This is a genomic window from Bacteroidota bacterium, assembly GCA_016718825.1.
GTDB lineage: Bacteria > Bacteroidota > Bacteroidia > J057 > JADKCL01 > JADKCL01.
In genome coordinates, this window is sequence record JADKCL010000031.1 from 40,750 (window position 1) to 53,508 (window position 12,759).

At 50.2% G+C, this 12,759-nt stretch carries 10 protein-coding genes; 8 read left to right on the forward strand and 2 right to left on the reverse strand.

Annotated elements, in window-relative coordinates:
• Positions 1-3: 3 nt before the first annotated feature.
• On the reverse strand, positions 4-213 hold the full coding sequence (locus tag IPN95_23940; GenBank protein MBK9452418.1) for a hypothetical protein: 210 nt from the start codon (positions 211-213) through the stop codon (positions 4-6).
• An 844-nt stretch (positions 214-1,057) separates the two neighbouring features.
• On the opposite strand from IPN95_23940, the gene IPN95_23945 reads away from it, so the two are divergent.
• The 7 genes from IPN95_23945 (at position 1,058) to IPN95_23975 (ending at position 9,448) form a co-directional block, all read left to right on the forward strand.
• The gene (locus IPN95_23945; protein MBK9452419.1) at positions 1,058-2,290 is read left to right on the forward strand and encodes a carboxypeptidase regulatory-like domain-containing protein; all 1,233 of its coding nucleotides are present in this window, start codon (positions 1,058-1,060) and stop codon (positions 2,288-2,290) included.
• 6 nt (positions 2,291-2,296) lie between these two features.
• On the forward strand, positions 2,297-3,754 hold the full coding sequence (locus tag IPN95_23950) for a transglycosylase domain-containing protein (GenBank protein MBK9452420.1): 1,458 nt from the start codon (positions 2,297-2,299) through the stop codon (positions 3,752-3,754).
• A gap of 284 nt (positions 3,755-4,038) precedes the next feature.
• Positions 4,039-4,770: a hypothetical protein gene (locus tag IPN95_23955; protein MBK9452421.1), complete on the forward strand. Its 732-nt coding sequence runs from the start codon at positions 4,039-4,041 to the stop codon at positions 4,768-4,770.
• 26 nt (positions 4,771-4,796) lie between these two features.
• Complete coding sequence (locus IPN95_23960) at positions 4,797-5,780, forward strand: hypothetical protein (GenBank protein MBK9452422.1); 984 nt, start codon at positions 4,797-4,799, stop codon at positions 5,778-5,780.
• A gap of 892 nt (positions 5,781-6,672) precedes the next feature.
• Positions 6,673-7,719 (forward strand): OmpA family protein, encoded by a 1,047-nt coding sequence (locus IPN95_23965; protein ID MBK9452423.1) that lies wholly within the window; start codon positions 6,673-6,675, stop codon positions 7,717-7,719.
• 83 nt (positions 7,720-7,802) lie between these two features.
• Positions 7,803-8,609, forward strand: a complete 807-nt coding sequence (locus IPN95_23970) for a hypothetical protein (GenBank protein MBK9452424.1) — start codon at positions 7,803-7,805, stop codon at positions 8,607-8,609.
• On the forward strand, positions 8,606-9,448 hold the full coding sequence (locus IPN95_23975; GenBank protein ID MBK9452425.1) for an ATP-binding cassette domain-containing protein: 843 nt from the start codon (positions 8,606-8,608) through the stop codon (positions 9,446-9,448). The genes IPN95_23970 and IPN95_23975 overlap by 4 nt, the downstream gene beginning before the upstream one ends.
• Positions 9,449-9,609: 161 nt before the next feature.
• Here the strand turns inward: IPN95_23975 and IPN95_23980 are convergent, their stop codons facing one another.
• The gene (locus tag IPN95_23980) at positions 9,610-11,319 is read right to left on the reverse strand and encodes a T9SS type A sorting domain-containing protein (protein ID MBK9452426.1); all 1,710 of its coding nucleotides are present in this window, start codon (positions 11,317-11,319) and stop codon (positions 9,610-9,612) included.
• Between the two features lie 428 nt (positions 11,320-11,747).
• Here IPN95_23980 and IPN95_23985 point away from each other — a divergent pair, with 428 nt between their 5' ends.
• Positions 11,748-12,470 carry a hypothetical protein gene (locus IPN95_23985; protein ID MBK9452427.1) on the forward strand — a complete coding sequence of 241 codons (723 nt, stop codon included), beginning with the start codon at positions 11,748-11,750 and terminating at the stop codon, positions 12,468-12,470.
• The last annotated feature ends 289 nt before the right edge of the window (positions 12,471-12,759 follow it).

Here is a 12,759-nt window from a genome sequence, read left to right on the forward strand (position 1 = left end):
TCCCTAGACCTTCAATTTGGTCAAAGGCAGATTCTTCAGTTCCCCCCACTTGATCAAGTCCAAACGCATTCTCAAATTGGAACCTGTTCCCGGCACACTGAAGGTGAATTTGGAGAAATCGGCATCCGAAACAATCGTTGTTTCTCCAACATCGGCAATTCCATTCAGATTTGCATCAATAATCAAGTTCCCTCCAAACTCCAGTGATCCCATAAAGCGCCCACACTGTCGAAAGGGCCACCGTCAAAACTTGCCTGATATCAATCTAGTCCGCAGTTCCCAACGTGCACCATTGTTGTTCGATGGGTAGGCAAAAAACCTGAATTTAGGGAGGTGTAATTTGTGACGTTGAAGGAATTGGTGCACAAAGCCAGCCGGCCTGGGCCGGACACAGGGCCAGTGCTTCCCTTGATATCCTCCCCAGGCCCAGAAAAAACTGCCCTTGGGAAGCCAGTGAAGGCCGTGCAAAAATCTGAGCAACCCCGGCAAAGGAGGATTCAGATTCGTCCTCAAAAAATAATCAGATGCCGTAGCGCAATCAACAAACGTATTGCTCGTATACCTCGTGCCTTCCCCGTCCGTTTCGAAACCTTCCGAATGCAGCAGTACCTGTGCTTGCGCAACACCAACAGCACCAAATACGAAAGCAAAAAGCAGGCAAGCGTAAATTATTCTTCTCATACGTAAACCCAATTCGAAGTAAAACTCGACCTATACGAACGAAGCCATTCTCTGTCGAATCGCCATAGTTTGGAGTCCTCAAGCCAGCAAAACACTGAATTGCAACCCATTTAGAAAATCCAAGTTCCGGATGCCCTCCCTAAAAGGTCCAAGCCGAATCTCCAAATATCTCCGTTTTTTGGCGCAAGTCCAAATGTGTGACTTTGCAGCCGCAAGAAGTAAACGGCACCTGAAAGCAATCATCCCAACAGGTTTAACCTTTGTACATCCTTCCAAGTCAACCTGTAACCAATTCGCATTCTTTCATTATCCTCTCAAAGGTTTCGGAAGTGCTGTTGCGCGCTGACCTTTTCAGCTTTACATAAAATTTGATGTCATGATGGCTATTACAAATGGCCGGGGTGGGGCGTTCCAGGTAACGCTGCCCCGGGAGAAGTCTTTTATTGCCCCCTTCGCCGGATTTCAAGCCACAAGCTTGTTGATCTTCGCACTCCTTTTGCTGCAATCTTGCGGCACCCAATCAGCCGAAATGGCCTTTCACGCAGGCACAGACAACATTCGCAATCAGGTGTTTGAAGTCAAGGCCGATGCGCCCCAAACCATTGTCGCAGAAAATGGCACCATCATCGCCATTCCCGCAGGTGCGTTCATCGACGAAATGGGCAACAGCCTCTCCGGAAACATCCAATTCCAACTCAAGGAGGCCAACCGCGACTACGAAATCCTCACCGGCGGACTCGTGACCCAAACCGGAAACGACCTGCTCGCCTCGGGCGGCATGTATATGTTCCAGGCTTTTCAAAATGGCAAAGCAGTCAAAATCAACCCCTCCGTAGGCATCTACGCTTACATGCCCACCGACAAAAAGGATCCCGCCATGGGCCTGTACAGGGGCAACTTCGACGACAGCAAATTGGATTGGAAACTGACTTCGAAAAAAGAAGGTGGCATTCCCCGCTGTGACGAAAGCAAATTCACCCGCAAGCAGTGCAAAAAGTGCGAAAACCTCGTCAAGCTCGCCAACAAGATCAAGCCCGCCAAAAAGCCCAAAAAGAACGATTACTACGCCAAAAGGCATTATTGGGAAAATGGCGTGCTCTATTTTGCAAGTTCGGGGAGCCGCAAAACCGTGCTGAGTCAGGCGGGCATCGACGAATGCAAAGACTACCTCGCCGCAACCGAAAAGGGCCGTGACCTCCTCGCAACCGTCGATCAATACAAGGAGGAATGGAAAGACCGCGTCGGCGAATACTATTCCTACAAAATCGACAGCCTCGGCTGGTACAACATCGACAAGCTCGTCAAAGAAGACATCATCACCTTCAACGGCAAGGTGGTCGATGACGCAGGCCAACCCGTCGCCGGCGCGACTGTACACCTGTATTGCAAGGACAAAGACCTCAAAGTCCACACCTCCACCACCGCCGCCGACGGCAGCTTTGCGCTCCAATTCGTCCCCGGCCGCAACTTCATGCTCTACGCCTACGAAAAAGGCCGCGTCGGCAAAGGCAGTTACCAATTGGCAAGCGCCGGCCAACAGGTGGAGTCCGTGCAACTCGCTCAAATTGAGCCTGAAGCGGTCAAATCCTACCTCCAAGACCTGATGTAATTTCCGATGAAACCGCGCGCTAAAACCCTCCTCGTTGCCGCTACCCTGACCCTTGTGGTCGGGGTTTGCGGCGCGTGGCCGCTCCTGCGTACACATCTGTTGCAAGCGCGGGTCGATCGCGCACTCCTGCGCCTGCACGGGATGGGCTTGCGCACGCAAGTCAGTGCAATCAAGTGGGACGGGCTTTGGACGGCGAAACTGGATTCCATTTCGGCTTATGAAAACGGGAAAAAGGTGCTGGACCTGCAAAACATCGTCGTCGCGCTGCATCCCCAATTTTCATTTTCTGGCTCCGAATGGGTCAAGCAGATCGCATTTGAAAAAACAACGCTGTCTTGGCGGGGTTTTGAAGCAGCAGGCAGCGGATGGTTTTTCCCGGCATCGTTTGCAGGCGGATGGGACGGGCAATTGACAAAAGGCAAATTCGGCGAAAGAAGCTTGGCAGCGGCCTGCGAATTGCGACTGATTTCCTTCGGGCAAAGCCGGCTGAATGGAAAACGCAGGAATGACATCGCCTTCTCTCTCAAAGATTTGAGAGCATTTCACCCCATGCTGGGCGATTCCGTCAAGCAATTCGGTGAGTTGGCTGGCTTTGGCAAACTGGAAACCGGGTTTGGCAAATTTGACCTCCGACGCGGCTCTTGGTTGCGCTGGGAAAAGGCCGCAATCTGGGCGAATGGGCATTGGGATTCGCGCAGCCATGCCTTTGCGCTTCAAACCGCGATGCCCTTGCAACCCGTTCAGACGATCCTGGACCCCGTGGCCGCCTTGGCACCCGAATGGTTGGCGGGAATTCGGGCCGCCGGTTCGGTGGATGGCCATTTTGAATTTTCGGCTGATCTCGACTCCTTGGAGACGCTGCACATCGAAGGCGCCCTCACGGGGCATGGCATTCATGTCCAACAATATGGCGGTGCAGACCTGAAAAATTTGCCCGCAATCGCCCATTCACCCGCATACATTCCTTTGAATCAATTGCCCGACTACCTTGTGCAAGCAGTTGTACTTTCCGAGGATGCAGGATTTTGGGACCACCAAGGATTTGACAAAGACATCATTCGGCTGGCAATGATCGAAAATTTGGAGGAAAGGCGGTTTGTACGCGGCGCAGGCACGATTCCGATGCAGCTGATGCGCAACATTTTCCTGCATCATGGCAAACAAGCCGACCGCAAATTGGCCGAAATCACGCTGACATGGCTGGCCCAATCGCAAAAAATTCTTTCGAAGGAAGAAGAATTGACCTGCTATTTGAACTTGATCGAATGGGGAGAAGACGGTTCGGACTGGGGGAACGGGTTGGGAACGAGTTGGGGAAATCCATTTTTGGGATACGCGCGGCGGCTTGGTTTTATTTTCGGAAGGCGCCGCAACAGATCAATGTCGATGAAGCGATTTTTTTGGCCTGCATCATTCCGAATCCACGCCATGCCGCTGCTTTGCTCGAAGATGACGGGAGCCTGACCCCGTATGCGCAGGAATACTTTGACACGATGCGATGGATGCTCTACGAAGGTGATTGGATCGGGGAGGAATGGCTCCAGGCTGAATATCCCGTCTTCCGCAGGGCTAGAACCTGACCAACCATGCCCTACAGACCTGTCCAACAAGGCTGATTCGATCCAACCTCACTGGGAATTCCCATTGGCTTCATTTCCCGAAAACGAATATTTGGCTGAGTCGCAACGAATTTTCTATAAAAACTAGTTAATTTGTCGCGAAAGAGTAACTAGAAAGGAAACCGCCCGATGGGTATCAGAGATTTATTTTTTGGCAAAGAAGAAGAAGAGGAAGAAGACGACCTCAACCCCCAAGCAAAAGAACGACCTGTCGCCAAGGTCAAACCCGGCAACGATGACAGTGAATTCGGGTTTCTCGAAAACACGAACCCTGTCGCCGAAAAATCCGTATTGGATGCTCCTGTGGAGGTAACACCACCTGTTTCTTCCAAGGAAGTCGAGGCCGAACTCAAGGAATTGAGGACCCTCATGGAGCAGGAAAGAAAGGAAAAGAACTTGGGCGCTGAATACTTTGGCTTTTTGAAAGCACTCGGCAATGAGGACGACAGCGACGCCCATCAACGCACCCTGCGCACACTCAACGCCGTCAGGGAGCAGTTTTCCGTGGGATCTACACTCACCTGGAAAATGTTGATCGACAGTGCCAAAAGCTGCATGTCATGGCTCAGCACGCATACCAATCAGAAGGTCAGCAAATTGCTTGCAGACCGCCAATCGGCCAATGCCAACTTTGCCCTCCAAATCCAGAAGGCCGAATTGGCCATTCAGGAAAACGAGGAAAAGATCCTGCGCCTTCAAAAAGAAATCGAAGTCCAAAAATCGGTGAAGCAAACCGCTGAAAAGGGTCAAAAAATGGCCGAATCCGATTTCGAAAAGAAAAAGAACACCATTGATACGGCCTCTGTGCAAATGGCCAATGACATCGCGACTGACATTGCCCGCTTTCAAGGGGAGTCTTAACTGCGAATAAACAAGAACGAAAGTTGATGGAACTCAAGGAATCGGAAATAGAGCTCTACAAACGGCAAGTCTCATTCAAGGCCTTTTCGACCTTGGCCTACACTGCCTTGGGAGTTGGCCTCGCAGGAGCGATCGCTTTTGCGGGATGGGTTGTCACGCCTTTTGTCTTGAGTTACATTCCGCATACCCCTTCTTGGGGCCTATTGCGCTTTTTCACGACCCTCGTCGGTTGGGGCACGATTCCGGCATTTATCCTTTCCAATCCCAAGCGCATCTTCAAGGCCATGCGCGCGCGGGTTTTTGGCTGGTTCAAACGCATCAAAAAGTTACCGCCCACCGAGTTGGCCCTCGCCAATCTTGAGCAAGTCAGGCGTCAATATGAATCCGCAAAGCTGTTTCATACCAAGGCCAAGGACCTCGGACGACGCATCAGCCAAGATTTCCTCACGGCACGCAAGGACCTCAACCTACTGGAGAGTGAATTGCAGGAAATCGTTCCTGAATACCTGCGCCAAAAGGAGAAACTGGCAACGATGAACTACGACCAAAAAGCTGAATTCCTCGAACTGGAATCGCTGGTCAAACGCAAAAATGCCGAATTCAAGGCAATGGAAAAGTCAGTGAAAGCGCTTGAAGTCCAAAAGACCGAGCACGACAAACGCACGCTGATGGTGCAATCCAAATACCTCGAGTTTGAAAATCTCGTCGCGCAATCCGAATACGTGTACAAGGTGATCTGCTCGCAGGTCAAATACGCCGACGACATGGAGTCTTTCCGGCAGGAGTTTGAAAACCTCCGGGCGAATGTCGGTGGCTCGAATATCACTGAAGCGATGGACTCCGAGGTCCTGCAGCAGGAGCTTGAGTACCGCGTGACACGCGCCGACGCGCTCTTTCACGAGATGATGTCGCCCGACAACTATGAAGCCACAGGTGACAGCTCCATGGGCTACGACTTGGGGACGGATCTTGACCGGTTTGTGAACCCCAACGACACCGTTTCGTCTTGAAAATCAAAAGTGAAACCCGCAAAAAGGTTCTTCGGGGCCGATATGAATACCAACTTTTTCCCTCTGAATTTCACAATGCATAATTTCTACTAACATGAGTTTCCTCACAAAGAAATTTGGCCGGTTTACCGGATTCGTTTGGATCCTGATCGTCGTGGGCGGCGGTGGTATCCTCACAGCTGTCTATTATCTATGGTTGCAACCGTATTTCACCCTCACTGCCGCAGAAACGCAAAAGATTGCCTTGAGCGACGAGCAACGCATTTCGCTGCAAACCGCGCCAGCAAATATTCGCGATACAACGGTTTTGCTTCCATTTGATCAGCTTTCCCATTATACCAACGAAAAATCGACCATTCCAGGCGCACTTTGGAAATGGGACGGTATTCCTTGGAATGCAACCTCCGTCGCAGCCTTGGCCAATGGAGGTTCTGTGACCAAGAAAAATTCGTTGCTGGAAAAAGCTGGCATTCGCCTCAAAATCAACCGCGTGGACATGTATTCCGACATTCAGGAAAACATGCTCAAATTTGCGGAGTCCTTCAACACCGACCCGAGCTCGACGCAAGGAACGCAGTTTTGCACGATCATGGGCGATGCGACGCCGATCTTCATTTCCGGATTGAACGACAAACTCAAAGAGATCAACCCTGAATTTCAGGCCAAAATCTTTTACACCCTTGGCCGCTCCGCCGGCGAAGACGCCTTCATCGGGCCACAACGATTTTTGGACGACCCGCAGACCCTGCGCGGCGCAACCTGCATCGTCGTCTTGCTCGATGGCGACCAAAACATCCCCATTCTGTTTGCCGAGGCCAATGGTATCCCCATCAACCCCGATGCCAACACTTGGGACCCCAACGCGCTCAACTTCAAATATGTCGATGACTTCATGCAGACGCCCAAGGAGTTTTTGCTGGGCAAGGCAGAAACCCGCATCCACAAAATCACCGGCAAGGAAGTCAAAATCACTCCTAATTGCTTCTCAACTTGGACCCCTGCCGACGTGTACTTCGCAGACAATTACACGGGCGACAGCGCCATGGTGCGCATCCTCTCGACCAAGGAAAACATCAATCAGATGTTGTGCACCGTCATTGGCTTGAACAAGCACCTGGAGCAGGAAAGTCAGAAGATCGCGAAGATGTTGGTGGCTTTTGACGAAGCCGGTAACCGCATCAAGACCTATCCTTCCGAGCTCATGATGGCCTCCAATGCCATTGCGGAGATTTTCTCCCCCAATGACAAGGAGCGTACAGGTGCATGGTGGTACAAGTATTACAACGGCGACACGGTGAAGCGCCCCGGCTACAAAATTTTGCTGGGTGGATCAGGTTCCATGAACCTCTCCGAATCCGCAGATGCCATTGGCGTCGGCGAAGAGGCAAGTGGCTATTACAAAACCACTTACACCACCTTTGGAGACCTCTATGTCAAGCTGTTCAACAGCAACCTTTCCAAATATGTACCTGCCGAACAAGCTTTTGAAGGCAAGTACATCCAACTCGCCTTCGACCAGAAGAAGAAGGCAGGCCAAGGCATTGCTACCGAAACGCCTAAAGTATACGAAACGGGAACCTCCAAAAAGGTCGTCACCCAGCGTGACTACGCCATCGAATTCAATTCGGGCCAGGCAAGTCTTACTTCCAAGGGCGTCAAGACTTTGGACGAAGTGCTCGGTCAGTTGACCATTTCCGCTGGTTTGCGTATCCGCATCAGCGGCTACACCGACAGCGACGGTAGCCCTGAAACCAACATGGTGCTCTCCGAAAACCGCGCCAATGCCGTCAGGGACTACCTCATGAAAAAAGGCGGTGGCAACTTCTCCAAGGAGCGCTTTGAGGCTGTAAAAGGCTTTGGGGTCTCCAACAAGTTTTCCAACACGGTCCCGGCTGAAAAAGCCAAAAACCGTCGCGTGGAGATTTCCTTGGTGGAATAACGTTCCGCGTCATCACAGGGATGCGCGGGACCAACAGGTTTCGCGCATCCTTTTTTTCAAGACTTCTGTTTACCCAAATGGCAATGAAAGAAAAGTCTGGATTCAAGGATGTCATCTCGCTCAACGGTCAAACGACCGGCGCTTGGTCCTACATTCCCTACTTGTTTACGTTGGTCATGCTCGTCCTTTTCTGGGTCATGATCATGCCCAATGTGATTCCGGGTCCGCTTGAAATTCTAGGCGCATTTCCGACCTTGATCAAGGAGCAACAGCTGTTCGCGCACTGGGCATCGACCTTTAAATTGACCGCTGTGGCGCTGCTTTGCAGCATTGTGGCCGCATTATTGATCTCCTTTTCGACGGTGCTTCCGCTCATGCGTCCCTTGGTGGCCTTTGTCACCAAAATGCGGTTTCTGTCCTTGGTGGGCATCTCGATTGTTTTTGTGATGCTGGCGGATGACCTGACCACGGCGCGCATTTACTTGCTCATGTTTGGCATCGTGCCTTATATGACCACGAGCATCGTTTCGGTGGTTGATTCGACGGAAAAACTGCGGCTGGATTGTGCCAAGACTTTGGGACTGTCGCCTTGGCAACAGGTTTGGCATATTCAAATCCGGGAGAAGGCGGGCGACATTGCGGATGTGATCCGGCAAAATCTCGCCATGGCTTTTATGATGCTGACGTTCGTGGAACTGCGCGTACGCGAAGGCGGCGGCGTGGGCGTCCTCTTGGAAGACCTTCACAAAAGCGGCAAAGGTTACGATATGATTTTTGCGCTGCAACTGTCCATTCTCTTGGTGGGGATCGGCTTGGATGCGCTTTCATTTTACCTGATCCGTATGGCATTTCCATTTTCATTCATTAGAAAAGAGGGCGGCAAGCAATGAGCGAATTTGAATACACAGTCAATCGGTCCATCCTTACGGTCAAGGACCTTACCTTTTCCTACGGAAAGGGAAAGCCCAATGTGCTGAGCAATCTTTCTTTCAGCATCGAAGACATTCAACGGCCCAACAAGGGAGGTCCGGAAGGAGAATTGATCGTCATTTTGGGCGAATCAGGCTCCGGGAAATCGACTTTACTCGGGCTTTTATCTGGAATTCTCACACCACAATCCGGAGAGATTCAAATCATCGACGGACTTGGTTCGACGAAGATGACCTCCGTCAAACAAGGCATGGTGGGCGTCGTGGACCAAGCTTCCACGCTGTTTGAGCACCTCACGGTTCAGAAAAACCTGGCATTTGCGGCGAGCTTGGGCGGCATTCCCAAAGAGCAACAAAAGGCGGCCGTCTCGGAGATTTTGCGCGATTTTGGCCTCGAATCCCATGGCGGAAAATACCCGGGACAACTGTCGGGCGGGCAGCGTCAGCGTGTGGCCATTGCACGGCAAATTTTGCGTCAGCCATCCGTCATCATCTTTGACGAGCCCTTCAGCGGACTGGATTACAAGTCCAAGATGCAGGCTATGCGGTTGATTCAGCAGGTTTCCAATATCCATACCGACCAAGTGGTGATGGTGATCACCCACGACATCTATGTTGCCGTGCAGATTGCAGACAGGATTCTATTTCTGGAGCAGCGGGCAGATGGCAGCGGCGCCCACATCGCGCAGGAGTTTAACCTCATGGACTTGGGCATCGCTTGGCGCCCCAACAACCAACTCCTCCCGGAATATGCCCAAGTTGTGAATGAGATTCAGCAGCGGTCGTTGAAGCGGGTTTAGGGGGTTTTGGTTGATGTCTGGGAAATGAAATGATCCTTGTCTGGCAGGCTGATAGAAATCATCTCAGGGTAGATCAAACCCATCACAATGAAGGGAGTTGCAGGATTTGAAAACATATAGAAGTACTCACTAAGGTTAGGATAAAATGTACAGTTTGACTATTAATGGAGGACAACCAACTTCTTCGTCATCCTCCTCCCACTTCCGTCATCCACGATTCTGATCAACAGCAATTGGCCACTCAAATTCTCCATCTCAAGGAACACCTCTTGGGCCTGAATTGATTGTGCCCAAAGCTTTTGCCCAGCTAGATTGTAAACTTCCAGCCGAGTTTGAGGCCCCCATGATTGATCTACCTGCACCGTAAAAGCTCCTTGTGTTGGATTCGGCCACAAAGAAAAGGAAGGAATTGGATCGGGTACTACAGGCCAAACAGGAAATTGTTTCCCATCGAACCGAAGGAGCATATTGTATGGAACATCTGCACTTGTAACTTGCAAGGAAAGTGTATCTATCGTACACAAGGTGGTGATCACACGTGTCTCCACCGTTATATACTCGTCTTCTGCAGCGACAATCGCACCAAATCGCTTGTCCTGGTTTGTCGTGGCATCACTCATCACCCATGCGACTTTTCCCGTGTGACGATTTACAACACAGAGGTAACCTGTTCTTGCCGCGGAGGGCCATGGTTGTTGATCGCCTATCAGGAAATGGATAGTATCGATAGACATGTCGCATTGATAATAGCCAGACCAATACAAGAAGTCTTTCGAGAGTGCAATTCCACCAGTTGTAACACGGTATCCTGTACTTGGTAATTCCCAAAGGAGTTGTCCTGAAGAATCGAATCGATTGATAAATGCCTTTACAGAATCAGAAGCATCCGCTGCCAAATAAATTTCTCCCGCTATTGACGCATCAATTTTGATATTGTTGATATTGCTAATGTGCCTAAGCTCACGTGTCCATTTGATCTGTAGATTAGGGTCAATCTTGACAAGGTTGCGATCATAAAGTGTCAATGTATCACTCCCACAAACGATCCTTCCTGGCGTACTTATAGGGTTTCCAACCACCCATAGGACAAGGTAAATATTGCCATTTTGATCCATTGTTGATTCACAATAGCCCGCTTGCGAGGAGTTAATTGTTTCGACATAGCGAAAATTAATCACATTTCCCACAGTGTCCAATTTTATTATCGTCAAGAATGGATTCGCCGTTGTGTCGATGGCGAGAGTATCATTTCCAATATAAATTGGAAATGACTGACCTCTTAATATCAATTGGAGATTGCCCTGCGGATCAATAAGGAGCTTCTGGGGAACTATTCCATTACCTGACAATCGCATAAACTTACTTCCCTCTCCATACTCGTTTAAATGCAAAACAAATCCGTTGGTACCAGGAGCAGTCAAGTTACCGCCATAAGGAATAGATACATCTCCAGAGTACCATCCCGTTACCCATGCTTCGCCTTTAGCATCCAAAACAATGTCGGTCACTACAGATTGCGATTCATATTGTCCAGTGATGATCCATGCCCATTCAAATGCACCGTTTGAATCCAACTTAACCACATAACCGTGCGAATCGATTGGGTCGCTGACAACCGTGTCCTCAAACAACGAGTCTATATGGTAGGCGATTCCTATATAAAGTAAACTTGTGTAGGAACCTGCATAGTAAATGGAGCCATCAGGAGCCTGCTCCATGTCTTTCGTTACTTCGAAACGGTTGTTTCCTGCAAACACTTTGTACCACTCAAGGCTCGGAAACGCCTCAATCCGCTCCTGCGCAGGCAACGTCAACGCAGTCCCGATCAGAAAGCAAGGTAGAAAAAAGAGGTATCTTAAAATCTTGCACATGAGTTAGAGGTGATGTTACACCCAAGTGACGCATTTTACAAATCAATGCCAAGGATTATTTTGCGTACGCGAAATTTTTTCTTTGGTGGGCGTTGCCACCTGACTGTCAACCTTTTTAGCTACTGCTACCGCAACACCACAATACGCTCAGCCGCCTTGAACCCATGCTCATTTTCCGTAAGTCGGAGGGTTGGACCGTGCATAGGCCGTTGGTTTCGAGCACGCATACAAGGCTATCAGTCGCCAAATCTATCCGCAGAATAGAGAATTTGGCGACTTATGACCAACAAAATCCTGCAAATCATCCCAAATTCACCTTTTTTCAGAAAATCACTTCCACGTCGTCCTCAAAACCCATCCTATGTCCTTGCCGCAGGCGATTTGCCATTTTCCATCCTTTTCCCCAACTTCCCTGAAAGTTTGAACGCATGAAAAAGCTATTGTTTGGAGTTTTGATGATCGCCACCGGATTTGCCTCCGTGTCTGCACAAATTTCTTCCACCGACTGCATGGAAGACATCAAAAAGGTCTATACCCAGATCGACCACGAACGCCTGATGACGGGAACGGATCAAGTGCGGATCGACTTCAAACACAGCTATATCATGCGCTTTGACGAAGAAGGAAAAACCGTGTCCTACGACGAGACCATGGTCTTCGGGCCCAAATTCAGATGGTATGACTCCCCTGAATTCAATGAATGCAGCGACGGCAGCGAGGCTTACAATTATCGCAAGCATCAAATGGTGGTGTACCGCACTGCAAGCACCCTCGCCAAATCCGGCGCGCTCATTCCCTTGGTCGACAAAGGATTGTTTGCCTATTGCCTCGTCAAGGAATGCGCCTTCATCACTGCGCCCGGCCAAGACACCCTGCGTCACAAACGCGCCCTCATGACCGTCAACGACGAAGGCCAGAAAAAATACCAAGTCAAGGAAATGGAATTCGTTTGGAACCCGATTACTGGCCAACCCGTCATTGCAGCGGTCACCTTCACCGAAAAAAGCATCTGGAAATGGGCCAAATGGGATTTCTCCAACTTTTCCAAGATGGAGCCTGCCCTAGCCGGAGATGTCAAAACCAACCTCCTCGACGCAAATGGTCAATTGCTGGCGAAGTTCAAGGGAGCGGAAATCCTCGACTACAGATAAGCAGAATTCACAGAATTTTCAGAATCATACTTGGGGTTGAATTCTTGGGTTTCCTTTGATTGCCTTCCCTTTGCGTCTTGGTGCCTTGGTGGCAAATCTCCGCTTGGTGCCTTGGTGGCAAATTTCCACTTGGTGTCTTGGTGTCTTCGTGGCAAATTTCCACTTGGTGTCTTGGTGGTAAATCTCCACTTGGTGTCTTTGTGTCTTCGTGGCAAATTTCCCCTTCGTGTCTTGGTGCCTTGGCTGTGGCCGCCGAAGGAGGGTGGCCTAAACCATATCGGAACACAAA

What these genes read in the sequence shown, in the direction of transcription:
- IPN95_23940 (MBK9452418.1), bottom strand. Translation starts at nt 213, where the DNA reads ATGGGATCACTGGAGTTTGGAGGGAACTTGATTATTGATGCAAATCTG.
- IPN95_23945 (MBK9452419.1), top strand. Translation starts at nt 1,058, where the DNA reads ATGATGGCTATTACAAATGGCCGGGGTGGGGCGTTCCAGGTAACGCTG.
- IPN95_23950 (MBK9452420.1), top strand. Translation starts at nt 2,297, where the DNA reads ATGAAACCGCGCGCTAAAACCCTCCTCGTTGCCGCTACCCTGACCCTT.
- IPN95_23955 (MBK9452421.1), top strand. Translation starts at nt 4,039, where the DNA reads ATGGGTATCAGAGATTTATTTTTTGGCAAAGAAGAAGAAGAGGAAGAA.
- IPN95_23960 (MBK9452422.1), top strand. Translation starts at nt 4,797, where the DNA reads ATGGAACTCAAGGAATCGGAAATAGAGCTCTACAAACGGCAAGTCTCA.
- IPN95_23965 (MBK9452423.1), top strand. Translation starts at nt 6,673, where the DNA reads ATGCAGACGCCCAAGGAGTTTTTGCTGGGCAAGGCAGAAACCCGCATC.
- IPN95_23970 (MBK9452424.1), top strand. Translation starts at nt 7,803, where the DNA reads ATGAAAGAAAAGTCTGGATTCAAGGATGTCATCTCGCTCAACGGTCAA.
- IPN95_23975 (MBK9452425.1), top strand. Translation starts at nt 8,606, where the DNA reads ATGAGCGAATTTGAATACACAGTCAATCGGTCCATCCTTACGGTCAAG.
- IPN95_23980 (MBK9452426.1), bottom strand. Translation starts at nt 11,319, where the DNA reads ATGTGCAAGATTTTAAGATACCTCTTTTTTCTACCTTGCTTTCTGATC.
- IPN95_23985 (MBK9452427.1), top strand. Translation starts at nt 11,748, where the DNA reads ATGAAAAAGCTATTGTTTGGAGTTTTGATGATCGCCACCGGATTTGCC.